This is a genomic window from Nitrosomonas sp. (genome assembly GCF_024282095.1).
Classification (GTDB): domain Bacteria; phylum Pseudomonadota; class Gammaproteobacteria; order Burkholderiales; family Nitrosomonadaceae; genus Nitrosomonas.
Map to the genome: position 1 here is coordinate 48,637 of NZ_JAMWZS010000006.1, position 23,640 is coordinate 72,276.

A 23,640-nucleotide genomic window follows, 5' to 3' on the forward strand; every position below is an offset into this window, starting at 1 on the left:
CATTCGTTGTTTGGATTCCGGCAAGTGTTGCTTCCGTAGCAGCTACGTCATCAATCAAACGCGCAGATCATCCATTTATTGTTGAGTAGTTCCAGTAAGAATGCATTTTTTTATTCCAGGATTTGTCTGCCATATCCGGCCAGTGCTTCTTGTCAAATCCCGGTGCATTTTTGAGACGACTTTTATCTACGTTGAGCACAAAGTGTTTTTTTTCTGTATGGAACTTCAATCTGTACCAGGGTACTGCAAAGAATTTACTTCCTATTCCAAGGACGCCGCCAAAGGACAGTACTGCATAACACACGCTGCCGGTCGCTATATCCAGCATGATTTCTTTAATGTTACCCAGGTCGTCACCGTTTTGGTTGCAGACATTCCTTCCAATCAGCGTATCAATACCCATCGGACGAACTCCAGATGCTTTGTTGTCACCTTTGTCTTGGTGATAAATAGCATAAGTATCGAAAACTTCGTAATTCATGCAAAACTCCTGTTTAAAATGATATTGGTAAAGGATCCTAATGATATTCATTAGATCCTGACGTTACATCGTAATCGGGTCTACTGTTTAGATTAGAAATTAGACTCGCTAAGCTGACTCAGCATTTCTTATATTCAGTCTTTGAAATCAACAAAAACATACTTAATTTTTGCTTCAATCCTGGTGAATAATTCCGATCTAGCGTGCGCCAATGTTGCCGTTGTCATCGGAAAAGATGATTTCCACGCGCCGATTCAATTGGCGGCCCGCTTCAGTGCCGTTGCTGGCAACCGGGAAATCTTCACCATAACCTCGCGAATCAATCCGATTACTGCTGATACCACCATCTATCAAGGCCATTCGCACAGAATTGGCGCGTCGATCAGAAAGCTCCTGGTTATAACTGTGAGTGCCTGTGCTGTCGGTGTGGCCTTCAATTAACACCCTGCGCTGGGAGTATTGTCTGAGAAAATCGGCTACCTTTTGCACGGTGCGCATTCCACCTGATTCCAATTGCGCCATATTGGTACGAAACAACACATCATCCAGGGTAATCACCATGCCTCGTTCCGTTTTCTTAGCATTGAGTTCCTCCAGCTCCTTTTGTTGTTGAGCAATCAGTGCTTGATCAAATGCCACCTGCCGTTTGGATTCATCAGCCTCAGCCGTTCTCGCTTCCAGGAGGATTTGATCGCGTTTTCCGCCAGCATTGGTGACTGCTAGCTCAGCTGTTTTTGCTTTGGCAGTTTCTTGTGCAATTGCCACTTGTTGATTAGCCATATAGGCTAAGTGATTGACTGTGTTATCACTCTCTCTGTTGTTTAAAGCACGGTCTGCTTTTTCCAGAAAGTTGCCCGCTTCTTGCAATTCAAGTGCCGCCATATTGGTGACTTGGGAATTTGCTCGTGCGCTGTTGTAATTGCCATGCGCTTCCATCAACGATGAATTTTGCGGTATCGAACTGCAGCCAGAAACAATAGCCGCGGTAATCAGACTCATAAAAAAGTACCAGTTTTTTTGCATGATAAACTCCACTGAAAATTATTGGGTTTGACGATCTATTTCTTGGCGTAGCACGCGACTATCTTCCTGCAATGCGTCTGCTGCTTTCTGTGCCTTGGTTGAGCGTGCCAGTGTTCCAGCCAGCTTGGCATCAATCTGTGCCTGCTCTGCCAGTTCCCGGGCAAGTACATAATTTTTATCCACCATGGCACGCTCAGCAGCATCCATCTTTTCCATCGCGGACTTGAGCTGTAGCGGTGCAAATTCATTGTCACCAGCGCTGAGAGCATTATTTACTGCAGTTCTCGAAACAGCTATCTGTTCAGTAGGGGCCGGAACGCTTGCGCAGCCAGCCATAAAAATTACAGAGATGACGGTTACGCTAAGCGCTAGCGTCATTTGACGCGATTTTATGTGGTAAAAATTCTTGATCATTTTTTTATCCATTGAATTAGACTCCGAACACAATTGTTGTAATGAACATTGATTGTTCTTGTAACAATTGACTCTTTATAAGAAATTCAGAAGATGAGCCCATTTTGTCAATCAAGCGATGCTAAGGTCATCTCATGTTGATAATTAGATACCCTTCCTCAGTGGAAAACAGTTCGCTAGCGCACATAAAAATATAGGAAGGAATGGGATGGCGGTGCCAAAGCAATCAATTGGTTTTTATGGTAATCGCATGGATGCTTGCTACTCAAGGCAAATGCCGGACACTTAGCACTTCAATCAACAACAAAGATCCTGAGTATTTCCACTAGATCAGATTCATTGCATTGCGCATTGTCCAGAGGACAGATTGGAAGTGATCTGATTGTTTCAAAAATTTTTGTGGGTTTCCGGCAATCTTGGCATCGGTGACAGGTTATCCAAAATAAAAAATCCCGCCTTTTAAGCAGGATTCTACTGAAATACCACATACAGATTCTGTGAAAAGGATGTGCAATAAAACTCACAAGCACATAAACAGGGTTGTCTCAGAAACTTTAGAATTCTTCCGCATTCCTGGAGAAAATCCTTTGCTTGTGCAGAAGATGCATCTGAGGCACTGCCATTTTTCTGTGGTGCAGCGTAAAACCCAACAATCCGATAACAATCAACAACATCGCGTATTTTTCTGGTTCGGGAGCTGGGAATGCACTTATATTTCCGGAATAAGAACCCTCGCGGCCTAGGCTGGTAAGTTGGCTATGCACTACACGTGCAGGGCCATCCGCGGAGTCCGACCCCAAATAAATGAGTTCTGAATCATCACTAGCAACAGGATTATCAAGATGCAATAATGAGGAACTATCGAAAACAATGCTGTTGTTGATGGCGTCCAAACTACTGGGAGAAAGGGGAGAAGGAACCGTTTGCATCAGCGCAGCACTCGTTGCTCCCGTACCCAGACCAAGCCATAGTACTACTGAAATAGCCATTATTTGTGAATTTTTATTCATATTTCCCACCGTTAAAGTTAGTATATTTTTTAAAAATTTTAAAAAATAGTAGTCATAGATTGGATAAAGAAATATAAATTTCGGTTGATTGCTTTAACTAAGGTTTTCTATTCATACGCTTCTTTAAATACAATTAATTAGAGCTTACTCAGAATTCTTACTTGACAGCGCATAACGGATCGCTGAATTTCTGAGTAAGCTCTAATTATGTCTCTCTCATTGCAGGTAAGTCCAACACACACCTAGATAACCACAATATCTGCACTGGTCAAGCTTAACCCAATACCAACTGTAGCAATTTGGATTGCGGCAGCAGCACCATTACCATCTGCATCGTACAGCAACATGCCTGTCAATTTGTTGTAGATGATGAAATCATTAGTATCCAGCGCCTTTGTGCCCATTCTGAATTGGTTGGCAGCTAAAGTACCAGTCGTCGTTAGTGCCTTGAATACCACATTTTCCAACTGGATTGTGTCGTTCACTACACTATAGTCAGTAATCTTGTCAGTATGACCTTTTGTAGTGAATTTGAAGATATCACTACCTGGCCCGCCGGTTAGCACATTATTACCCGCTCCCCCATCAAGTGTATCGTTACCTGCTCTTGCAATGAGTGTATCTTTACCGGCTTCTCCATTTAGCTGATTATCAGCTGCATTTCCAGTGAGGACGTTAGCCTGGATGTTGCCTGTACCATTGACCGCCAATACGCCAGTCAGAGTCAGATTTTCAATACCTTCTATGAGTGAATAAGTCACTTTGCTACTTACATTATCAGTGCCATTATTAAGACTCTCAATGATGACATCGCTCACATTCTCAACAAAATAACTGTCATTACCCAATCCACCGATCAGAGTATCTGCTCCCGACCCTCCTATGAGCACGTCGTCACCAGTCTCTCCAACCAATACGTTATCCTTTGCATTGCCTGTCAATATATCATTGTAGGCACTACCAATCAGATTCTCGATGTTAATCAGAGTATCTAATCCGGCACCACCAGTATTTTGCTGGCTGCTGATAGCCAGTGAGACGGTTACAGGAGCAGTAGCGTAAGTATAGGTTACTGTATCATCACCAGACAATGTGCCGGTCAGAACATCGTTTCCTGTTGTGCTAATCAGCAATGGGGTAGCATAAAACACATTACCATTGGCATCATAGCGTTGACCGTAGACACCAAAGTCAGATCCATCCTGATTCTGAGATTCCCATGTCACCACGAAACCGCCATCAGTGAGCGCGGCTACCGAAGGATTGAGTTGATCATACGCTGTATAGGTATTGACGCGAAATTCTGCCCCTTGTGCAGCGCCACTAGTATCATAACGTTGGCCGTAGATACCATAGTCCGAGGGATAGCCGTCCTGAGACCCGGATGTCCAGGTTACCAAGAAACCACCACCCGTTAAACCAGTTACCGAAGTCAGTAAATGACCGCCTGTTGTATCCGTATTAACGAGGAATTCTGCGCCTTGCGCAATGCCATTCGCATCATAGCGTTGACCGTGGATACCATCAATGGCAAACTCAGCTGACCATATCACCACGAAACCACCATCTGTTAAAGCCGCTACCGATGGCGATTGAGCTCCCACTTTGTTTTGGATATTGGAGTGGAATTCCGCGCCCTGCGCAACACCATTGGCATCATAACGCTGACCGTGAATACCACGATAGTCAGTTATCCATGTTACCACGAACCCACCATCAGCTAATGCGGCGGCTGGGCCCCATAGTTGACTGCCGGCTGTGTCATTGATATTGGCACGGAATTCTACGCCCTGCTTAACACCGTTGGCACCATAACGCTGGCCATAAATACCTTCTTCAGAACCATCTTGACCAAAAGACATCCAGGTCACGACGAAACCACCATCGGTCAGAGCAGTGATTGAAGGGGCGGATTGATCATCAGCAGTATAAGTATTGACTCGAAACTCATTGTCCTGAGCTACACCATTGGCATTATATCGTTGGGCATAAATACCACTGCCATTGCCATCTTGCGGCCAAGAGGACCAAGTCACTATATAACCGCCATTAGTTAACGCCGCTACTGAAGGAGTGCTTTGACTACTTCCGGTATCGGTATTGACGCGGAATTCTGCACCTTGCGCGACGCTGTTGGCATTATAACGTTGCCCGTAGATACCGACAGATCCGTCCTGACCAAAAAACGTCCAAGTTACCACGTAACCGCCCGTAGTTAACGCCGCTACCGAACTATCGAATTGATTACCCACTGTATTAGTATTAATGCGTGCTTCTACAATCATTTGATACTCCTAATATTTTCCTATGGGTACACAAAACTAATCCACTTTGGTTAGTTCAACGCGCATAACCTATTTATCACCAAATTAGCAATTTCTTGATGGATTCCTACCACATTATTGAAGTTAAGATACTGTTTAGAGTTAATATCCCAATGCCAAGCAGCGGGGTATTAACTATGCTCTCCAATCTGCTGGTTTTCAGTCAGCTTTGACCTACAGAGCCTTCCCACGGGTGAATTGAACCCGCTAGCGATCAGATTCCAGAAGAAAATCCAACCATATCCGCAGATAAATCACCTGACTGTAGTCCAACCAAAGTGATAGAGGCGATATCATCAACAAAATGAACGACTACACCTTCATTGGTATCTTCGAAGCTGCTAATCATCAGTACTAATTCCTCAAGGCTATCAATACCGGTCGATTTTGATTCAAAAATCAATAAATCTGCTTGAGCATCGAAATCTTGCACGGTGAAGTGACCAGCAGCATAAAAACTGAATTGATCGTTATCTGCCCCACCAGTTAAGTCATCGTTGCCTTTTCCAGCATGGAGAACGTCATCACCTAGCTCCCCTATTAAAACATCATCTCCAGCGCCACCGTCGAGATGATCATCCCCATCACCGCCGTTGAGATTATCATTGCCATCTCCGCCAATGAGAACGTCATCACCTAAATCACCTGTCAAAACGTCATTGCCAGCACCGCCATCCAATCCGTCATCGCCGCCACCGCCGTTGAGATTGTTATTGCCGTCGCCGGCGTGGAAATGGTCATTATTATCGTCTCCGAGGAAGTCATCTTGACCGATTGATCCATCATCTATACTTATACTCATATCAATTTCTCCTAATAGGTTAGACTAGTAAATCCGATTCTGCAGTTGCAGAAAAAGATCTATCGCTATTAATCGTTGTAATGAAAATATTCTGTTAGCTAAAGCTATTCGTTCAATTTTTATTGGGATCAACAAAATTAATTCTGATCACGATCAGCAGAATTGACAGCACGATAGGGCGGATGAATGAAGTATCATTTTCATCAACGGCAACGTACGATAACTAAAGAAGAGTTCGTACACTGCGATTACCTTGCTTTACGAAAACAAGCGTTGCCTAACGCACATCCACTCTTATACCAAGCATTTCTTAGTAGCCTTTCTTATTCTCATGCGGCGAACCTCTCTTATCATTCTCGTCCCCATGCCGCATCTCTTTCCTGCCTTTTTCATCTTTCATTTTTTCTATTTCACTTTTTTCGATAACACCATCTTTATTAACGTCCATTTTTTCAAACATGACATCGTGGTGCTTGGTCCATTCTTCCTTAGTAACTTTGCCATCTTTATTACTATCTGCCATGAAAGCACCACACTTACTTTCACCACATTTACCTTCACCCGATTTCTTTTCACCGTGCGCGGAAGCATCGGCTACCATATAGCCTTTTTCCAGCACTTGCGCCATGAATGGATTCTCAGCCGCTGAAACTGTCGGCACTGCACTGAGAGAAACAGCGAAAGCAGAACTAATTGCGATAGAGACCACCGTTTTTTTTGATTTCATAATTTTTTACTCCTCAATATTCATATGATTACTACAATGCAGATCACCAGAAAAAAATCCAAATCAAATTTGGCGCTTGCATACGCACTAACGCATTCTTCTAGGTAGATATGTACGAAGTCGCACATAAAACATAAATAACTGATGAATTGTTTCTTGTCGCTAATCTGAGCAATTGCCAATTCAGTTCTTAAAATGGATTGGATATAACATCGACCGGCTTGAAAGACAGCGAAGATTAACTAGCATCTCAGTTAATCTATAGAAGGATTCGGATCTTTACTCGTTCAGCAAATAACAGGACTGTGCAAATTATGTTTAACAAGACAGGTAGCCAAGTTTATTTGGCAAGTACGGGGCGGGAATCGTAATTTCATACTTTCAAAGCTTACGATTCCCCTGGAACCTTTAAAGCTTATCTTTTATTTTGGCGGCACTATCTTGAACAGCTCTACTTAATTTGTTCCAGGCACTCTCCACACCATCTTTAAGATGTTCCCAGGCATCCTCGCCGGCGTCGCTGAGTTCCTTCAGCTTGGTCTTTGTGGTGTGAATTTTCTGTTCAAGCTCTTCAATCTGATTTTCATATTCGATACGAGCGTCAGCTGCAGAATTTTTTGCTGCAGCCTTTAATTCAGCCAATCTTGCTTGCGCCAGCTCTACTTCGGCTTCTATCTTTAGTTTGTATGCTTCTTTCGTACTCATAATATATCTCCTTTGTTAATAGACTCGGGGTCGATTCTTAGACTTCCTGCATCAGGAAAATAAGACCGTGTAGTGCAAAGACTAATTAGTAGCGTCCTTAACTGTTTCTTTTATTTCTTTGCCGGCACCTTTGAGTTCGTCGCCGACATCTTCGGCAGCATCACGTACTTTCTCTCCGGGGCGTCGATCAAGAATATCATTGGCGTTATCCATTACTTTCTCGCTACCTGTTTGATTCTGGTCGCAGGCCGATAACGCCAGAATTGCTACGATAAGGATGAGGGCATAGTATTGTTTCATTTGTATTTCTCCATATTAAACCTGAGTTACTTTTTACAGCTATTCGACATTTGCCATCATCTATTTCCAATATCTGAATCATTGAAACTAAAAACCGCAGTTAATCGCTCGAATAGCGCCTCACTCAGTATTGTCTTGCGGGTACAACGATAACCTTCTCGTCGGTTTTCTCTGGAACCACGATAACTTTCTCACTGGTTCCGGTTGGTCCTTGGGCACCTTGCGGTCCTGGTGGGCCGGGTGTGCTTCCGGAGCCAAACGATAAGCATCCGCTCATTCCTGTGACACTGATTACTATCACTGTAAATAACTTTAAGATTTTCATGAGATTCTCCTTTTCAATATAGATCTATGATCTGTAAAAAGCATAGTTTATTGGCGGAATCGTGTCTGTCTGTTACCGAACATAACTTATTAAGATTCGATTGGGATGTACAGTTTCTCCGTCAGGCAGTCCATATCCGCAAAAATGATAGCTTCTTGTTAGTCGTAGTTCTCTAGCATTTAAACTTGCGATTCCCCGTGGTCTCGCCACGGGGTTGTTTATTCCCACGAATATTTGGTGAGTGGTCGCATCCCTAAGCATGTTGGATATTTCTAGGCCAGTATCCTGGCATCTTGCACAATTTTCTCGAAACCATCGATGGGCAGGGGCTGGCTGAAAAAGTAGCCCTGATAAGCATGACAACCCGAACTGGCCAGAAAATTCCGTTGTGCCTCTGTTTCGACACCTTCTGCAATTATCGCCAATCCAAGGCTCTGGCTCAGTGTCACGATAGTCCTGGCAATTGCAGCATCGTTGGGGTCAGTGAGTATGTCACGCACAAAAGACCGATCAATCTTCAACTGATCCAGCGGCAATCGTTTCAGGTATGACAAGGATGAGTAGCCTGTTCCGAAGTCATCCAGCGAGAAGCGTATTCCCTGAGCCTTGAGTGCAAGCATTTTTTCGATTGTCTCCTCGACGTCATGTATCAGCAGGCTCTCCGTCAACTCAAGCTTTAATCGATGGGGACTGGCGCCCGTGCTTTTGAGTATATTTAGCACCTGGCCGACGAAATCAGGCTGGCGTACTTGTTTGGCGCTGACATTCACTGCAATTGTGAGATTTGCCATCTCAAGTTGGCCAGCCCAAACAACTAAGCGAGTGCAGGCAGCCTCCAGAACCCACTTTCCCAAAAGCAGGATCAGTCCGGTTTCTTCGGCTAACGTAATAAACTCGGCAGGCGGTACCTGGCCGCGCTGAGGATGCTGCCAGCGCAACAGAACTTCGGCACCCATAATGCGATTCTTGCCTTCTATCTGGGCCTGGTAGAAAAGTACGAACTGTTTCTCGTCGATAGCTCGTCGTAGATCGTTCTCTATCGCAGCACGCTTCATTACGGCCAACTCCATATCTGGATCAAAGAAGCGCAGTGTATTGCGTCCGGTTTCCTTGGACTGGTACATGGCAAGATCAGCCTGCTTCATCAGACCATCAATACTAATGTGGTTGCCCTTGAAAAGGGTTACACCCACGCTTGCCGTGCAGTTGTGCGACACATTGCCAAGATGGTAAGGCTGGTTAAGTGCAGCCATTATTTTTTTGACGACGGCTTTGGTTCTCTTGGCAGCTTCCGCTTTATCCGTATTCAATCCGGCAAGCACTAGCACGAACTCATCACCGCCTAATCGTGCAACGGTATCCCCTTCACGCACACACAAGGTCAGACGCTGCCCGATCTGTTTGAGCAGCACATCGCCCATATCATGACCCAGGGTGTCGTTGAGATTCTTGAAATTATCCATATCCATGAACAACAGCGCACAAAATATACCACTACGCGAGCTGGCGATCATAGCCTGCTTCAGACGATCCAGCAGGAGTAGCCGGTTGGGTAAGCCAGTGAGTTGATCAAAGAACGCCAATTCCTTGATCCTCTCATCTGTCTTCTTTCTCTCAGTGATGTTGCGGATGTTGCACTGAATGACGATCGTACCTTCACAGTCGTAACTATTACTGACGAATTCAACCGCGATTATTGCGCCAGCCTTTGTTCTTAGCGGAAGATCATCGTAACGAACATAACCTTCCGTTTGTATTTTCAAAAACATATTCTTGCTTTCGGCAATGTCGGGAAACGTGCCGACTTCCCACAGTTTTTTCCCTAAGAATTCTGCATGCGAATAGCCCAATATCTGGATCAAATAGGGGTTGACGTCTTCAATCTGTGCAGTATCCGCATTGAGGAGCAAAATCCCATCGCGGGCGGATTCAAACAGTCGACGGTATCGACTTTCCGATACCCGTAACGCTTTCAGAGCAAGATCGCTCATCGCATTGAAGGTAGGCTTCTGTGTTGGCGACGAAGGAGAAGTTTTTAAGATATTTCTTGTATTACGCATAGTATATTTATGTGAGAAGTGTTGCACGAAACCAAGTCTCGTACACTTGTGCAACTACAGCGGAACCATGCAACCCCTCCTGTTCAGGACATATCACGATTCCACGCAATAGTCATTTTCTATATAGGTACGTCGGTAACATATAACCAAAAGATGGATTCCTGCATTGATAACCTAGTCATGCAGTTTTTAGTGATACAAAGCTCCATCATTATTGAATCAGTGTCAACATCTACTGCATTTTAATCTCTACGGGTTCAATTTCCTGCTGCTTGCGGCGGGGCGCTTTATTACCCCTGATGCCCCACAAGCAGATGTTGCAATCCGTTCAATCTAATAAATTGTCAGCCAAAAACCTCGCCAGCCTGATACTACAATGGTCCTCACCTTTGAATGACACGCAGTATGATGACTATTAGCGCAATGACTAGAAGTAGTAGTGGACTCCCAAGCCGATATATTTCACTTTATTCTTAAAAAATTGCCCGCTGGAAGGATGTCCGTCAAAATATTCCACAATGGCGGTAAGCAGACGAAAAATGAGCCCAGTGAGGATTCGCCAGTAACGGTTTGAATAGATGACCTGTTGGCAGCAATCCTGTCGGTAACAGCGTGGGATTAGTTGTTACTACCGTTGTATCGGAGAATTGTTTGATAGGCTGCTTTAACACACCGGTCGCATAACCGGCAATGTAAGAATCATCGGGAGTTGCGGTATTAGCTACCGAGATGGTTAACAGCAAAATTCCCAATGCAGTGATAATACTAGAAAAACAATTATTCTTCGTTCTGCACATCTGCTTTGATAACCAGATCATTTTGTAAAGATTTCACATCCTTTTGGTTCCCAACTACCTCCACCGCTCTGTCGATACTTTCTTTGGAATCAAGCGTACCGCTCAGTTGCACGATGCCATTCACCGTAGTTACTTTAATTTGAAATACTTTAAGCAAGGGGTCATTGAGAATAGCCCTCTTAATATTCATAGTAATTACCGAATCATCGATATACTGCTCGCTTGTTTCAGTTTTCTCAGTGATCGATTTTTTTGCGTCATCCAGTTTTCTTTCTGTTTGCTCTGTCGTCTGCTCAATCTTTTGTTCAGTCTTTTCAATCGAACGATCCAACTTTTGCCCTACCTTTTCAGCGGGCCCTTCCTGTTGACAACTAGCCAGCCCAAGCACAACGGATAAGCCAGTAATCATCAGGACTTTTTTTGCTGAAACATTGTGCTGATATTTATTTGTCATTTTCATGGTTCTTCCTTAAATCATTATTTAAATCAGTGGCACATGACATTTTCATTTGAAAAAATGCCAGAGATAAGAGAGCTGATCTATTCAGATCAAGTGCGATGCACCCAGAACTCACATACTTTTAAAGTCTATTGGGAAGATTGCAGGTGGTCTGTTCGGTATCGAACGCAGTGTTTTGTAATGCTCGGTAACCAAGACCAAGTCTTTTTTTCATCCATCTCTGCGCCATAATCCTTGATTTGATATTGGATTGATTCACTTTGCTTCTATGTATGCTACCGAACAGATTGCAATTACTTTCGCAGTTAGAATCCTTCAGGTGCGAGTGAGTGTGACCTTAGTTGATCGTCCATACTGAAATATCCATGCATTTCTCAGCATACTCACATCGATACTGCGATAAACAATTAACAGGAGATTCAATCATGAAACACGTTATTCAATTATTCTTTACATCTTTGTTGGCTTTGACATTGCTGACAGCGATGGGGTGTGGATCAACTCAAAAGCAGGAAGGAACCGGCGAGTATCTTGACGATACCGTTATTACCACGAAGGTAAAAGCAGCCATATTGAATGAGCCGACGTTGAAGTCTGCTGAAATCAATGTTGAAACCTTCAAGGGCGTCGTGCAATTAAGTGGTTTTGTCAGTTCCTCTGCCGGTATTAGCAAGGCAATCGAGGTAACACAGGGTGTTGCTGGCGTAAAGTCGGTCAAAAACAGCATGCAACTCAAATAAAGCAGAAAACCACACCATAGCAAGCCATTCCGGGTGAAGAAAATTCATTGATAGGATGGTTGCTATGGATATTCCGGAGGTACAGTGAAATGGTAAATAAAGGATTTCTTCTGAGTCTGGTTCTGGTAGCTTTGTTTCCGACTTATACCTTTAGTAACGAGTTAGTCCCTGCGAATGAGGCTGTGGCGATTCAACAGATCGCGCAGCTCGTTGAAGAAAATATTCGCACCGAAGCCAAAAATGGTTCCGCTCACCGGGATGCTCACTTCAAGGCTCACGGTTGTGTGAAAGCGCAGTTTCGCGTTCTCCAGCTACCCAATGAAGTCAGCATCGGAATCTTTGCAGAAGCACGTGAATATCCTGCCTGGATTCGTTACTCCAATGGATCCGGGAAAGTGCAGAATGACTCGGTCGGCGATGGCCGTGGCATGGCCATTAAGCTCATGGGTGTTGAACGTAGCCAGTCCGGTACACAAGATTTTGTGATGGTCAATCATCCGGTATTTTTCGTGAAAAATGCGGCGGATTATGTTGAATTCCAGAAGGCGCTTGTGGAAGACAGTCCTATCAAATTCTTTTTGCCGGGCGCCAATCCGCTGAATTTCCGTTTGCATGAGCTTGCAATTGCCACCGCGATTCGGAGCAGGAAAGTTGACAGTCCGTTGGATGCTCAATATTGGAGCGCGACGCCTTATCGCTTCGGCGATACCGCCATGAAGTTCTCCGCTCGCGCTTGCGATAAACCAGTTAAGTCTCCATCTGCTGAGACTACTTCTCCCAATTTTCTGCGTGAAAATATGCAGAAGCATCTCGACCATGGTGATGCGTGCTTTGATTTCATGGTTCAGCTGCGCAAACATGCTGTAGAAATGCCCATCGAAGATCCCACCGTTGAATGGAACGAGAAAGATTCGCCTTTTATTCCCGTAGCGAAAATCACCATTTCATCACAACAATTCAATACACCCGAGCAACTGAAGTTCTGTGAAGATCTCTCTTTCACGCCCTGGCACGCTGTACCTGATCATCAGCCACTGGGAGGGATCAATCGTGTGCGTAAGGCGGTTTACGAAACATCTTCTCGTATTCGCCATGAACTCAATGGCGCTGAACGCCGTGAACCGACTGGCTTTTGACCGTTAACGCGATACAGGCCTGCTAATGGGTAGATTGGATGGGTATTTGTGTCTTGGCGAGGTACATGGCAACATCAGCCTGTTTGATCAATTCGCTGCAATTTTTTCCATCCGCAGGATAAATGCTCGTGCCAATACTTGCGGATATTACAATGGCAGTGCCGTCCACCACATAAGGCCTAGACAACTGGGTGCGAAGCTTTTCTGTGACTACGGCTGTACCTTCCGGACTATCAATTTCCGGTAGCATGATCACAAACTCATCACCGCCATATCGACAGGCTGTATCGCCATAGCGGATACAGGTGATTAAACGCTCTGCAAACTGCAGCAGAAGTTTATCTCCTGCCGCATGCCCAAGTTCTGTCATTGATACCTTTAAACTTGTCCACATCGATAAACAGCAGCGCAATTTGCTTACGCTGTCGATCGGATTGAGCCATCGCCTGCTTAAACCGATCTAGCAATAATCTGCGATTAGGCAGTCCGGTAAGCTCATCGTAATGTCCAAGATAATGTGCCTGCGCCAACTTTCTTGCAAATCGTATCAATCGCTGCCTCTGGCAACTATTGGTTTTATTCAGTATTTCAATTTGCTGTTGGCATGTTGTGAGTTCTTGCTTGAGTTCCGACAGCTCCTTGAGGGAGTGCTGCAATTGCGCATAGTTTGAGTTTGCAGTGCGACCTTGCTCAGCGGAGGGCAATAGTCGAGTGTCGATGCACTTTGTCATTATGATGCCGAGGATGCTGCATGCTTTGATTTTCTTCATTATTGTATTACCTAAAGCGCTAGCAGGCCTTTGAAAAACGTTTTTGAGGTAGCCGATACCAGGTAAAAGCTGGTAAAAAGCGCAGTTTATGCGTAATAAATGAGCATTTTGATACTGTTTTTAACACCGTAGTGGCAATGCAGATAGTTTTTCAGCGGCTTGCTAGCTTGATCTATCGGGTCAGCGCTCAGTTATTACGGATTGCATCACTCAATATCCGCCCACATTTTGTTTTATGGGATTAATCGGTGGAATCTTTTTTATTTGTGAGCTTTCTCTCAATCTTAACCTGCGCAGTACCATCCTTAGCCATATCAAGCTTTTTAGCAGCTGCACGGGAAACATCAATGACACGATCCTTGGCATAGGGGCCGCGATCATTGATTCTGACCTTCACTGTTTCATTGTTGTCGAGATTGGTCACTTTCACCTCTGTGCCCATCGGCAGGCTCGGGTGAGCGGCCGTCATCTTTGTTTGATCAAAGATCTCGCCATTAGCGGTTTTTTTACCTTGAAATCCCGGCCCATACCAAGACGCCTCGCCGACCTCTGTACGTGTCGAATAGGTCGGAGTACTCTTTTTTTCTTGTTGCGTTAGCTTGTGCTGCTCCGGGGTACAACCTGAAATAACGATCAGCGAACAGATCCAAGCTACGGATAAGATTCTTAAAAACCATTCACGGCAGCCTTTCCAGGAAGTTGGTATTGGAAACCACGCATTTGCCGGACTTCCACTAAGATCAATAGGTCTGTATAAAATATGATGTTGTTTCATCAATCCTCCTACGGTGTTGAGCATAGGTGCTATCAAAGAAATGCAATAGACAGAACAATCGGATGTCTATCCGGTGCTTCCTATCAGCACCGATTTTATGTCATTTTTCTCCTAATTCTGATGCAGATCTGTACGTTACCGTACATAGGATTGCAAGCTGGCGGATATCAACAGCAGGCTTGATGAGTGATAGATTGTTTTGTAGGAGGGTATGTGCTTGAGCAGTGGCAATAAGGAAATGAATGATGAATTCACTGAATTGATGCTCTGTATCCGGCTTGTTGTTGGCTTCTATTCCTAGCCTAAAATCTTTTCGTAAATCTCTTTCTCTGTTTGGTAGCATCCGCAAGAGGCAGCTTCCAGCCCGACGCGATCGAGAATCTTGATATCCCCGCGTCTGTAGCTGATTAACTCTTTTTTTTGTAACGAATTTGCTGCTTTGGTGATGCCGACGCGCCGTACACCCAGCATATAGGCCAGAAGTACATGAGTGACATGGAATTGATCTGACTGCGCCCGGTCATGTGTCATCAGTAGCCAACGGGCAAGGCGGGCTTCCACAACATGGAAACGATTGCATCCAGCCGTTTGCGCAATCTGACTCATCACGACATAAAAATAGCGTTTTAGCTCCAATTGCAGAGCAGTACTTTTTTCGAGTTCGCGGAGAAATACCGATTTCGATAAGCGTAATGCCCGACCTGCTCCCTGAACCAATGCGCTAAATGGCGCAACATCAACTGCCAGTATCAGGGGAAGGCCGAACATGCCTTCATTACCGATCAACCCCACTTCCAGATTGTGACCGCTATCAACAGGTGCTACCAAGGAAATAAAACCCGTGGTCGGAAAATAAACATGTGAAATCAAATCACCCGCACGATACAGCGCCTCTGCAAAGATCAGTTCAGTCTCTTCACAACTTGCAAGTAAATGCTCATAATCATCGTGAGGCAAAGCGGTCAACAGATGATTAGTACCGGTAACTACTGGAGCAAATAACATAAGTGTGCTCGCTAAGAATAAAAACAATCAATGAGACTCTGGTATCAATGCCGCTGAGAATGGGTTGGCTGACTCCCCATTCAGATGGTCAAATTACTGTAGAAGATTGCTGCTGTCTGTACGGTAGTGCACGTATCTCGATTTAACTTCAGCTGTATGGTGCGAGGAAAAACGCTGGTAAGCTTGGTCGAAGATATAGCGCTCTGAAACGTGAGGTTTACTAGCACCATGATCGATATTTTTTCTTAAGCTCACCAGAATCAGGATATATTTATTGTTATCAGTTGGTTATGCTGATATGGAATCAAATATGAAGTATGCGATCGAATTCCTTGCGGACTACCTGGTAGCACTCACAGACCCGTGCCTCCAGTCCCTTTCGATCTAATACCGTGATATGCCCCCGGCTATATTGAATCAATCCTGCCTGCTGCAATTTTCCGGCAGCTTCCGTAACCCCTTCACGGCGTACGCCCAGCATATTGGCAATCAATTCCTGGGTCATGGCCAGTTCGTTTGAACTAAGCCGATCAAGGCTTAGCAATAACCAGCGGCAGAGCTGCTGATCTACCGAATGATGTCGGTTACAAACTGCTGTTTGTGCCATTTGGGTGATGAGTGCTTGTGTATACCGTAGCATTTTGACAAGTAGCACACCGTGGCGGCTAAACTCCTGCATAAATATATGCTGCCGTATCCGGTAGGAGTAACCTGCGCTTTGTACCACAGCCCGATTTGGCATGGTTTGGCCACCCATGAAGAGGGCAATGCCGATCGCACCTTCGTTGCCGACCACGGCAATTTCCGCTGACGCTCCATTTTCCAAAACATACAGCAGCGATACGATGCAATTCGTGGGGAAATGGACGTAATGCAATTTTTCGCCTGATTCGTACAGAATACTACCAAGCGGCATTTCGATCATTTCCAGATAAGGAGAAATACGTTCGTATTCTTCAGGCGGTAACGCATCGAGGAGGTGGTTCTGTTTAGGGTAATGCGCATCAGGCATAGTTAGCACTCCAATCTACTATGATAAAAAATGAGTAACACCATGTTTCTACAGTCTCTACCTAACAGTCATGCAACTATCAGATGAATTGTTATGTGCTTTATAGCATATTTCTATTTCTAGCAGGCCGTTGAAAAACTATCTGCATTACCGCTGCGGTGTTAGAAACAGGCTCAGAATGCTCATTTATCGTGCATAAACTGCGCTTTCTCGCCTGTTTTTGCCTTGCATCGGCTACTTCGAATACGTTTTTCAACGCCTGTTAGTGGATGCTGTGTACGTTGTGTTCGATATCGCACAGATAATGTGAGACTTTTTCCCTAGGGTCTGTTGACAATTGAAGATAAGTATTTAATAGAAAGAGGCAAACTCGTAATATTGAGGTTCCTATACCACCAATAAAACGAGTTTGCGATGCCCCGCTTGATGCTCAGTGATGAGTTTTGGTCGAAGCTGGAGAAGATTCTGCTTCAAGAAGCCATTTATAACAAGCGCAATTTGCGTATGACGGTAGAAGGAATGCTGTATCGAATGCGAGTAGGTTGTCCGTGGCGAGATTTGCCGAAGGCATTTGGAAGTTGGAATTCGATTTACAAAAGATTCAATGCGTGGTCATCGAGTAGCAAGTGGGGTAGGATTTTCAAGGCACTGATCATTGACGCGGATTGTGAGTGGGAATTTATTGATGGTAGCTACGTGAAAGCGCATCAGCATAGTGCGGGAGCAGCTAATAAGAAACCTCAAGCCATTGGTAAAAGCCGTGCCGGGAATACCACGAAGATTCACTTGGTGGTTGATAGTTATGGCTTACCGATTGAGTTTGAGATTACCGGTGGAGGAGTCAATGACTGCTCTGCAGCACCCGGTTTGATTGCCAAGTTACCTGATGCGGAGGTGATTGTTGCAGACAAGGGCTATGATAGCGAGTGCATACGAGAGCAAATAACGAAGCAGGGAGCCAGGGCTGTAATACCAAGAAAGCGCAACTCGGTGAAGGGTAATGCGGATATGGATTGGGGTTTGTATAGATATCGGCATTTGGTGGAAAATGCCTTTGCAAGACTAAAACAGTATCGCGCGGTGGCAACAAGATACGATAAGCTGAAGAGAAATTACGAAAGCATGGTCGCTATGGCATGTGGGTATCTATGGTTACCTATGTGAAATGTCAACAGACCCTAGGCTATGATTGTTCTAAATTCTTTCAATTTTACATTTTTTATCATAGGAGTACTGCCATGTCACTGAGCGCAATTTTACTCTTGATCATTATTCTGATGCTCATTGGGGTCATACCGGTTTGGCCACATAGTCGTGGGTGGGGTTATGGACCAAGCGGTGGGCTTGGGTTGATTTTGACCATTTTATTGATTCTGATCTTATTAGGCAAAATCTAGGTGTGAAACCTTGAATAAGGGAATATTCTAAGTTTCTGATTCCCGGAACGATGGTTTGAGACGATATTTTGACCACGGGATTTTCCAGGAACTGTGATTTTTTCTCCAAAAAATCGATACTCGCTCTATAAAATAAATAAAAAAAACAGTGGGGTTCTACCCACTGTTTTTTTGTGATACTAAAGCGTAATTAGATTACTACTGATTACGCAGCTTGCTTCAGATGCGTCACAGCTTCTTCCGCAGCTTTCTTGGCTAAATCAGCAGCTCCGAGTTTGCCCTGCTTGATTGCTTCATCCAAGCTTTTAATGCCAGCATCCAGATGTGAGCCGGCGGTTTTTGCTAAGGTCTTTTCAGTTTGTGCAGACTTTGCATGGGTTTTTGCCTCTTCAGCATGCTCAGCGATAGTTTTTCCATCAGCAGATTTAACGGCAGCTTCCGCATGCTGAATCGCTTGATTCAAATGACTTTCTGCTGCAAAAGCACTGAACGAACAGAGAACCATAATTAAGACACTGGTATATAACGTGATAGTTTTTATGTTCATTTTTTAACTCCGGTAAAATTGATACTTAAAAGTATTGCAATGCTGCTGTGTAGCTCACCAGGATTATTCTGGCTTGGCTATCAAACCAGCAGCATTCATTTTGCTACCAGGTTTTTAAACCTCTTTAATATCTTCCTTGACGTCACCTATGCTCGCTTGAGCTTTGCCAATATTCTTTTGGACATTTCCTTTTATCTCCATTTCCTTGTCGTCCAGTATCTTGCCGGCGACTTCCTTAACTTTACCTTTGGTTTCTTCGATACGACCTTTGATTTGATCTTTGTTCATAATTGTCTCCTGACATTTAATTTGAAGCGATGATCCGAACATGGAACCATGTCTCACATCACTTACTTATCAGAATATATAGGCTATCAAGCCTAGTCTGTACGACAGCGAACTTATGTCGGAACAGATACCTCATCGCAGTCGGGATGCTGAATCCAGCATTGATTGTCCGCTCTGAAAAATACTTTTGTGTACTACTTTCTTGGCAATAGAGTCATTTTATGTGCGGTATCGTACATACGACACTTATTGAGGTTAATACAATCGGGTATGCGGATGGTGGTGTATTGATACCGTTCATGTGGACCCATTCTATGAATCCATAGATGCTGTTTAACTCGATCAATTTTCAGGATTCATAGATGCCCAGATTACTCAACAAACCAATTCATATTGTAGGCATAGGCGGCATTGGCGCAGTGCTTGGTTGGGCTTTGGCCAAAGAAGGCTATTCTGTAATCCTGATTGACAATCATCCCGGCAAAATTGCAGAAGGTAGAAAAGACGGCATAACGGTGGTTGGATTGGGAACGCAACAGATACCCATCGTGGCTTTTGATGACTGGATTCCACCGGATGAAGGTTTTATTCTGCTTTGCACTAAAACCTATGACAATCCTGCAGTCCTAGCCCGTTTGTCTGACGATGCCTGCTTAGTGCCGATTCAGAATGGTTTTGATCCGGAGCTGGAGCAGCGTAATCATGCATGTGAAGGTATTGCCTCTTTTGTGTCGGAATGCCAGCGCGATCGCCCCGTAACACGAATCACGCGACCGGGTAGCCTGCATATCGGGGCACGTCGATCTATTACAGTCGATGAGCAGGCTGAAATAATGTCACTGGCTATTGCAGTGGGAAAAGCCCAATTGTTTCCCGTCGAACTCGTTTCAGATGTCCGGCCTTACAAAGCAACCAAGCTGATGTATAACGCTGCTATCTCACCATTGGCGGCGATGGCAGGCGTGGACAATGGGGAATTATTGACCGGTCAACTGGCTAAAGCGCTTTTTTTTGCATTGCTGCTCGAAAATTATGCGATTCTCCAACAGGCTAAAATTCCTCTTGCGCGCATCGGGCCGTTTCATCCCGATACCGTATCCCTGATTCTACGCACACCCTGGCTACCGGCACTGATGGCTATATTTTTCCGTCCATCATTGTGCGGCACGTATTGCTCCATGGCGCCTGATATTCACGCCGAGCATGCGCGCACGGAAATCGATGCTTATACCGGCCATCTTATTCGGCTTGCTGGAAAGTTTCCTTGTCCTTTGAATCGTGCTACGTTTGCGCTCATTCAAAAAATAACCTCCGAAGGTTTGAAACCCCAATACCGACATTTGCAGGATTTGGCAGATCATTTGCCGGAAGGAGTTCTATCTTGATTCTGGTCACTGGCGGTGCTGGTTTCCTGGGCTCGCATCTGGTGACACAGTTGTTGGATGCGAACGAATCTGTTCGTGTGCTGGAACGGCCGGGAGCTTCCGTCGATCATTTGCCGCTGGATCGAATTGAACTGGTGAATGCTGATATTCGCGATGAACCAGCGGTACGGAAAGCCACGCGTGATTGCGAATATGTCTATCACCTTGCAGCCGATCCAAACCTTTGGCGCCGTGATCGCCGGGAATTCGATCAGATTAATCATCTCGGTACCGTCCATGTGATGCGCGCTGCGCTTGACAGCGGAGCTAAGCGGATTTTGTACACCAGTACTGAGAGCATCCTGTCATCCCATAATCCGGAAGAATGTTTCGTTGAAAAGCTGCGTCTCAACGCCAGTGATATGGTGGGCCCATACTGCCTCAGCAAGTTTCATGCGGAAAAAGAAGTTTTCCGCATGGTTGAGGAAGGCGCTCCCATTATTGTAGTCAGCCCCACTTTGCCCGTAGGACCTGGAGACCGATTACAGACGCCACCCACTCGCTTGTCGTTAGCTTTTTGTAGAGGCGAATTACCCGGCTATTTGGAATGCAATTTCAATCTCATTGATGCCAGGGACGTGGCGACGGGAATGATTCTGGCGATGAAGAAGGGAAGAACAGGGATTCGCTATCTACTGGGTGGGGAGAACCTACGGCTTTCGGATTGGTTAAGTATTCTGAGTGAAGAAGCGCATCAACCCTTGCCGCACTGGAAGGTTCCTTATCCACTGGCTTTGCTTGTGGCATGGTTTAGTGAACTGTGGGCAGATTATGTAAGTGGGAAAATTCCGATCGCCACGATAACCGGGGTACGTCTGACCCGTCGTCATATGATGTTTGATTCCTCTATCAGTTCGAAAGAGCTTGGATTGCATCCTCGTCCGATACGCGAAGCCGCAAGGGATGCCATCGCATGGTATCGATCGCAGGGTTGGCTCTAGCAGAGCGCTGAAAAACGATTTGCGTCGCCGCTACGGTGTTGAAAACAGGCTCAAGATGCTCATTATCACGTATAGGCTGCGCTTTCTCGCCTGTTTTGGCCTGGTATGGCTGCCTCGAAAGCGTTCTTCAACGGCCTGTTAATCAGATGATCCGTTTTCTTTACACCGTGGCAGAGCAACAGACTGATGCCACAAAACGCTGGTTTTATAATAGCTATGACGGTTCATTGGAGCTGACATCACAATAAGTGGTGTCTCCAAGGCGCTGGGTATAATTATTAAGAATCCGCGTTCCTTCTGCAGGCTTGATACGTCCCGCGTTGATCTGCCGACGAATAAATTCCGACATGCGCCGCTCCAGATCATGAGGAAAATATTGCACCTGGCTCAGCATTTCCTTGACACTGATTCCCTTCAACAATTCTTCTATCCAGAAACCGTTTGCCTCCTCCGCTTTTGCGTAAACGTGCACCTCGTCCACACGTCCGAACAGATTGTGCGCGTCTCCCAGTATCTCCTGATAAGCCCCGACGAGAAAAATACCCAGATAATAGGATTCATCCTGATGAAAATCATGCAGCAGCAGGCAATCACTGGTACCGGACGATGATACATACTGGCTCACCTTACCATCCGAATCACAAGTCAGATCGACCAGCTGTCCACGCCGCTCGGGTTTTTCCTGCAGCCGATGCAGCGGCATCACCGGGAATATCTGGCCGATGGCCCAGTGATCGATAATCGAATGAAAAACTGAAAAATCTCCCAGATACATGTCCGTGAGCTGCTTTTCCAACTCCATTTGCTCGGCCGAGACCGGACTCAACTCAGCGGCCGTTAGCTTGCGCAACACTTCGCGGCAAATACTCCAGTACAAACTGTCCGAGTGCGCCATATGTTCAACAGATAAATAACCCAAACGCGCCATCTGCTCGGTCTCCTGACGGATTTCCTGCGCATCGTGATAACATTCCAGCAACACACCGCTTTTCTCCGCGGATTGTGCATCGTTGTATACCGATGCCATGCGTAACACCACGGCAGGCAGCTGAGCAGGCAACTCAGACATGGGCGGGCTGTCCGGCCTGTGTACACCCAACACAGGAACCACCAGCACGGAGTGATGCGCAGTGAGGGCGCGGCCACTTTCTGACAGAAGATTCGGCATGGGCACCTGTCGCTCATCACAGATTTCTTTGACCGTATACACGACCACATTGGCATATTCACGCAGTCCGTAATTAATGGACGATTCCGGGTTGTCGTAATCACCACCGTAATTCACCCCGAGCCCGCCGCCGACATCCAGATACTTGATCTGCAGGCCCCGTAACATCAGATCCGCATAAATCTGCATGATCTCTTTGACCGCACTGCGCAGCACCTGAATATCCGTAATTTGACTTCCCAGATGAAAATGCAACAATTCCAGCTGCCCGGCCATCCCCCGGTTTTCCAGTGTCTGTATCAGTTTTAGCAGCTCCGGAATGGTCAATCCAAACTTGGAACTGGCGCCGCCGGACTCAAACCATCGTCCTGCCCCCTTGGTGTTTAGCTTCAATCGCACACCCAATCGGGGTTTCATCTGACGCGCTTCAGCCAAATTCATCAGCTGTTCAAACTCCGAGTATTTTTCAATGATCGGCACCACTTGTTGTCCAATCTGTTGTGCATTGAGCATGAGGGACAGCATCGTACGATCCTTGACGCCGTTGCAAAGCAGCAGTGTCTCATCGGCAATCAGCGGCAGCACGGCCAGCAACTCCGCTTTGGAGCCGCATTCCAGTCCGATATTGAATTCCCGGCCGGCTTCCAGGATTTCTGCCACCACTTCCTGTAGCTGATTGACCTTAATGGGATAAATGCTGCGATAGGTTCCCTCATAACCGCTGTCCTGAATCGCCATCTGAAATCTTTGACTCAGGCGTCGTACGCGCGAACTGATCACGTCCTGAAAACGAATCAGCAGTGGCAGCGCAGCACCTTCAGCGTGAGCCGCGCGAATTACGTCCATGATATCGATGTGCAGTTCCTGGCCGTCTATCGGGCGAACCGAGACATGACCGCGTTCGTTCACCGAATAAAAGCCGTCCCCCCACTTTTCCATGGCATACAGTGCCTGTGAATCGGCGCAGGACCAGTCGTGCTGTATTACTACATCACTTGTCATCGGTTAT

Annotated in this window: 28 protein-coding genes; 6 read left to right on the forward strand and 22 right to left on the reverse strand. The window is 45.5% G+C overall.

The features are described from left to right. Positions 1–67: 67 nt before the first annotated feature. The 14 genes from Q0K92_RS03065 to Q0K92_RS03125 form a co-directional block, all read right to left on the reverse strand. Positions 68–481 carry a PRC-barrel domain-containing protein gene (locus Q0K92_RS03065; protein WP_297324335.1) on the reverse strand — a complete coding sequence of 138 codons (414 nt, stop codon included), beginning with the start codon at positions 479–481 and terminating at the stop codon, positions 68–70. Between the two features lie 198 nt (positions 482–679). Then, entirely contained in the window at positions 680–1,504 is an 825-nt protein-coding gene (locus Q0K92_RS03070) for an OmpA family protein (protein WP_297324336.1), read from the reverse strand. 18 nt (positions 1,505–1,522) lie between these two features. Further along, entirely contained in the window at positions 1,523–1,930 is a 408-nt protein-coding gene (locus Q0K92_RS03075; protein ID WP_297324337.1) for a DUF4398 domain-containing protein, read from the reverse strand. Positions 1,931–2,472: 542 nt separating this feature from the next. Then, complete coding sequence (locus Q0K92_RS03080; RefSeq protein ID WP_297324338.1) at positions 2,473–2,928, reverse strand: hypothetical protein; 456 nt, start codon at positions 2,926–2,928, stop codon at positions 2,473–2,475. A 242-nt stretch (positions 2,929–3,170) separates the two neighbouring features. Continuing rightward, positions 3,171–5,213: a calcium-binding protein gene (locus Q0K92_RS03085; protein ID WP_297324339.1), complete on the reverse strand. Its 2,043-nt coding sequence runs from the start codon at positions 5,211–5,213 to the stop codon at positions 3,171–3,173. Positions 5,214–5,466: 253 nt separating this feature from the next. After that, a complete protein-coding gene (locus tag Q0K92_RS03090) occupies positions 5,467–6,054 on the reverse strand; it encodes a calcium-binding protein (protein WP_297324340.1) in 588 nt (195 codons plus the stop codon). 310 nt (positions 6,055–6,364) lie between these two features. Continuing rightward, positions 6,365–6,781: a hypothetical protein gene (locus Q0K92_RS03095; protein WP_297324341.1), complete on the reverse strand. Its 417-nt coding sequence runs from the start codon at positions 6,779–6,781 to the stop codon at positions 6,365–6,367. 408 nt (positions 6,782–7,189) lie between these two features. Next, positions 7,190–7,486, reverse strand: coding sequence for a hypothetical protein (locus tag Q0K92_RS03100; protein WP_297324342.1), 297 nt, complete (start codon positions 7,484–7,486; stop codon positions 7,190–7,192). Positions 7,487–7,567: 81 nt separating this feature from the next. Next, positions 7,568–7,786 (reverse strand): hypothetical protein, encoded by a 219-nt coding sequence (locus tag Q0K92_RS03105; protein WP_297324343.1) that lies wholly within the window; start codon positions 7,784–7,786, stop codon positions 7,568–7,570. Between the two features lie 124 nt (positions 7,787–7,910). After that, positions 7,911–8,111, reverse strand: a complete 201-nt coding sequence (locus Q0K92_RS03110; RefSeq protein WP_297324344.1) for a hypothetical protein — start codon at positions 8,109–8,111, stop codon at positions 7,911–7,913. Between the two features lie 272 nt (positions 8,112–8,383). Then, positions 8,384–10,171: an EAL domain-containing protein gene (locus Q0K92_RS03115; protein ID WP_297324345.1), complete on the reverse strand. Its 1,788-nt coding sequence runs from the start codon at positions 10,169–10,171 to the stop codon at positions 8,384–8,386. 427 nt (positions 10,172–10,598) lie between these two features. Then, positions 10,599–10,688, reverse strand: a complete 90-nt coding sequence (locus tag Q0K92_RS13035; RefSeq protein ID WP_366083977.1) for a DUF1207 domain-containing protein — start codon at positions 10,686–10,688, stop codon at positions 10,599–10,601. After that, positions 10,675–10,914, reverse strand: a complete 240-nt coding sequence (locus Q0K92_RS03120) for a DUF1207 domain-containing protein (RefSeq protein WP_297324346.1) — start codon at positions 10,912–10,914, stop codon at positions 10,675–10,677. The genes Q0K92_RS13035 and Q0K92_RS03120 overlap by 14 nt, the downstream gene beginning before the upstream one ends. Positions 10,915–10,948: 34 nt before the next feature. Then, on the reverse strand, positions 10,949–11,428 hold the full coding sequence (locus Q0K92_RS03125) for a BON domain-containing protein (protein WP_297324347.1): 480 nt from the start codon (positions 11,426–11,428) through the stop codon (positions 10,949–10,951). A gap of 425 nt (positions 11,429–11,853) precedes the next feature. Between Q0K92_RS03125 and Q0K92_RS03130 the strand changes: the two genes are divergently transcribed. Next, a complete protein-coding gene (locus Q0K92_RS03130; RefSeq protein WP_297324348.1) occupies positions 11,854–12,168 on the forward strand; it encodes a BON domain-containing protein in 315 nt (104 codons plus the stop codon). A gap of 89 nt (positions 12,169–12,257) precedes the next feature. Further along, positions 12,258–13,304 (forward strand): catalase family protein, encoded by a 1,047-nt coding sequence (locus Q0K92_RS03135; protein ID WP_297324349.1) that lies wholly within the window; start codon positions 12,258–12,260, stop codon positions 13,302–13,304. 22 nt (positions 13,305–13,326) lie between these two features. Here the strand turns inward: Q0K92_RS03135 and Q0K92_RS03140 are convergent, their stop codons facing one another. From Q0K92_RS03140 to Q0K92_RS03160, 5 genes are all read right to left on the reverse strand, one after another. After that, positions 13,327–13,674 (reverse strand): GGDEF domain-containing protein, encoded by a 348-nt coding sequence (locus Q0K92_RS03140; protein ID WP_297324350.1) that lies wholly within the window; start codon positions 13,672–13,674, stop codon positions 13,327–13,329. Further along, complete coding sequence (locus tag Q0K92_RS03145) at positions 13,643–14,035, reverse strand: diguanylate cyclase (protein WP_297324351.1); 393 nt, start codon at positions 14,033–14,035, stop codon at positions 13,643–13,645. Before Q0K92_RS03145 ends, Q0K92_RS03140 begins: the two co-directional genes overlap by 32 nt. 280 nt (positions 14,036–14,315) lie before the next feature. Then, positions 14,316–14,849 (reverse strand): septal ring lytic transglycosylase RlpA family protein, encoded by a 534-nt coding sequence (locus Q0K92_RS03150; RefSeq protein WP_297324352.1) that lies wholly within the window; start codon positions 14,847–14,849, stop codon positions 14,316–14,318. A 297-nt stretch (positions 14,850–15,146) separates the two neighbouring features. Next, entirely contained in the window at positions 15,147–15,854 is a 708-nt protein-coding gene (locus tag Q0K92_RS03155; protein WP_297324353.1) for a Crp/Fnr family transcriptional regulator, read from the reverse strand. 304 nt (positions 15,855–16,158) lie between these two features. Further along, positions 16,159–16,866, reverse strand: a complete 708-nt coding sequence (locus tag Q0K92_RS03160; RefSeq protein WP_297324354.1) for a Crp/Fnr family transcriptional regulator — start codon at positions 16,864–16,866, stop codon at positions 16,159–16,161. A gap of 414 nt (positions 16,867–17,280) precedes the next feature. On the opposite strand from Q0K92_RS03160, the gene Q0K92_RS03165 reads away from it, so the two are divergent. Then, entirely contained in the window at positions 17,281–18,030 is a 750-nt protein-coding gene (locus Q0K92_RS03165; RefSeq protein ID WP_297324077.1) for an IS5 family transposase, read from the forward strand. Positions 18,031–18,110: 80 nt separating this feature from the next. Continuing rightward, positions 18,111–18,263: a DUF3309 family protein gene (locus tag Q0K92_RS03170; protein ID WP_366083987.1), complete on the forward strand. Its 153-nt coding sequence runs from the start codon at positions 18,111–18,113 to the stop codon at positions 18,261–18,263. A 205-nt stretch (positions 18,264–18,468) separates the two neighbouring features. Here Q0K92_RS03170 and smbP read toward each other — a convergent pair whose 3' ends face one another. Both smbP and Q0K92_RS03180 read right to left on the reverse strand, forming a co-directional pair. Then, the gene (smbP, locus tag Q0K92_RS03175) at positions 18,469–18,810 is read right to left on the reverse strand and encodes a small metal-binding protein SmbP (protein WP_297324356.1); all 342 of its coding nucleotides are present in this window, start codon (positions 18,808–18,810) and stop codon (positions 18,469–18,471) included. A gap of 114 nt (positions 18,811–18,924) precedes the next feature. Then, positions 18,925–19,098, reverse strand: coding sequence for a CsbD family protein (locus Q0K92_RS03180; protein ID WP_297324357.1), 174 nt, complete (start codon positions 19,096–19,098; stop codon positions 18,925–18,927). A 362-nt stretch (positions 19,099–19,460) separates the two neighbouring features. Between Q0K92_RS03180 and Q0K92_RS03185 the strand changes: the two genes are divergently transcribed. Both Q0K92_RS03185 and Q0K92_RS03190 read left to right on the forward strand, forming a co-directional pair. Beyond that, positions 19,461–20,483 carry a ketopantoate reductase C-terminal domain-containing protein gene (locus Q0K92_RS03185; RefSeq protein WP_297324358.1) on the forward strand — a complete coding sequence of 341 codons (1,023 nt, stop codon included), beginning with the start codon at positions 19,461–19,463 and terminating at the stop codon, positions 20,481–20,483. Further along, on the forward strand, positions 20,480–21,463 hold the full coding sequence (locus Q0K92_RS03190; RefSeq protein WP_297324359.1) for an SDR family oxidoreductase: 984 nt from the start codon (positions 20,480–20,482) through the stop codon (positions 21,461–21,463). The genes Q0K92_RS03185 and Q0K92_RS03190 overlap by 4 nt, the downstream gene beginning before the upstream one ends. A gap of 214 nt (positions 21,464–21,677) precedes the next feature. Here Q0K92_RS03190 and speA read toward each other — a convergent pair whose 3' ends face one another. Continuing rightward, entirely contained in the window at positions 21,678–23,633 is a 1,956-nt protein-coding gene (speA, locus tag Q0K92_RS03195; protein WP_297324360.1) for a biosynthetic arginine decarboxylase, read from the reverse strand. Positions 23,634–23,640 lie beyond the last annotated feature (7 nt).

Bases quoted from the DNA above. Each gene is read 5' to 3' on its own strand.
- Q0K92_RS03065 (WP_297324335.1), bottom strand. From the start codon at position 481: ATGAATTACGAAGTTTTCGATACTTATGCTATTTATCACCAAGACAAA.
- Q0K92_RS03070 (WP_297324336.1), bottom strand. From the start codon at position 1,504: ATGCAAAAAAACTGGTACTTTTTTATGAGTCTGATTACCGCGGCTATT.
- Q0K92_RS03075 (WP_297324337.1), bottom strand. From the start codon at position 1,930: ATGGATAAAAAAATGATCAAGAATTTTTACCACATAAAATCGCGTCAA.
- Q0K92_RS03080 (WP_297324338.1), bottom strand. From the start codon at position 2,928: ATGAATAAAAATTCACAAATAATGGCTATTTCAGTAGTACTATGGCTT.
- Q0K92_RS03085 (WP_297324339.1), bottom strand. From the start codon at position 5,213: ATGATTGTAGAAGCACGCATTAATACTAATACAGTGGGTAATCAATTC.
- Q0K92_RS03090 (WP_297324340.1), bottom strand. From the start codon at position 6,054: ATGAGTATAAGTATAGATGATGGATCAATCGGTCAAGATGACTTCCTC.
- Q0K92_RS03095 (WP_297324341.1), bottom strand. From the start codon at position 6,781: ATGAAATCAAAAAAAACGGTGGTCTCTATCGCAATTAGTTCTGCTTTC.
- Q0K92_RS03100 (WP_297324342.1), bottom strand. From the start codon at position 7,486: ATGAGTACGAAAGAAGCATACAAACTAAAGATAGAAGCCGAAGTAGAG.
- Q0K92_RS03105 (WP_297324343.1), bottom strand. From the start codon at position 7,786: ATGAAACAATACTATGCCCTCATCCTTATCGTAGCAATTCTGGCGTTA.
- Q0K92_RS03110 (WP_297324344.1), bottom strand. From the start codon at position 8,111: ATGAAAATCTTAAAGTTATTTACAGTGATAGTAATCAGTGTCACAGGA.
- Q0K92_RS03115 (WP_297324345.1), bottom strand. From the start codon at position 10,171: ATGCGTAATACAAGAAATATCTTAAAAACTTCTCCTTCGTCGCCAACA.
- Q0K92_RS03125 (WP_297324347.1), bottom strand. From the start codon at position 11,428: ATGAAAATGACAAATAAATATCAGCACAATGTTTCAGCAAAAAAAGTC.
- Q0K92_RS03130 (WP_297324348.1), top strand. From the start codon at position 11,854: ATGAAACACGTTATTCAATTATTCTTTACATCTTTGTTGGCTTTGACA.
- Q0K92_RS03135 (WP_297324349.1), top strand. From the start codon at position 12,258: ATGGTAAATAAAGGATTTCTTCTGAGTCTGGTTCTGGTAGCTTTGTTT.
- Q0K92_RS03140 (WP_297324350.1), bottom strand. From the start codon at position 13,674: ATGACAGAACTTGGGCATGCGGCAGGAGATAAACTTCTGCTGCAGTTT.
- Q0K92_RS03145 (WP_297324351.1), bottom strand. From the start codon at position 14,035: ATGACAAAGTGCATCGACACTCGACTATTGCCCTCCGCTGAGCAAGGT.
- Q0K92_RS03150 (WP_297324352.1), bottom strand. From the start codon at position 14,849: ATGAAACAACATCATATTTTATACAGACCTATTGATCTTAGTGGAAGT.
- Q0K92_RS03155 (WP_297324353.1), bottom strand. From the start codon at position 15,854: ATGTTATTTGCTCCAGTAGTTACCGGTACTAATCATCTGTTGACCGCT.
- Q0K92_RS03160 (WP_297324354.1), bottom strand. From the start codon at position 16,866: ATGCCTGATGCGCATTACCCTAAACAGAACCACCTCCTCGATGCGTTA.
- Q0K92_RS03165 (WP_297324077.1), top strand. From the start codon at position 17,281: ATGCCCCGCTTGATGCTCAGTGATGAGTTTTGGTCGAAGCTGGAGAAG.
- smbP (WP_297324356.1), bottom strand. From the start codon at position 18,810: ATGAACATAAAAACTATCACGTTATATACCAGTGTCTTAATTATGGTT.
- Q0K92_RS03180 (WP_297324357.1), bottom strand. From the start codon at position 19,098: ATGAACAAAGATCAAATCAAAGGTCGTATCGAAGAAACCAAAGGTAAA.
- Q0K92_RS03185 (WP_297324358.1), top strand. From the start codon at position 19,461: ATGCCCAGATTACTCAACAAACCAATTCATATTGTAGGCATAGGCGGC.
- speA (WP_297324360.1), bottom strand. From the start codon at position 23,633: ATGACAAGTGATGTAGTAATACAGCACGACTGGTCCTGCGCCGATTCA.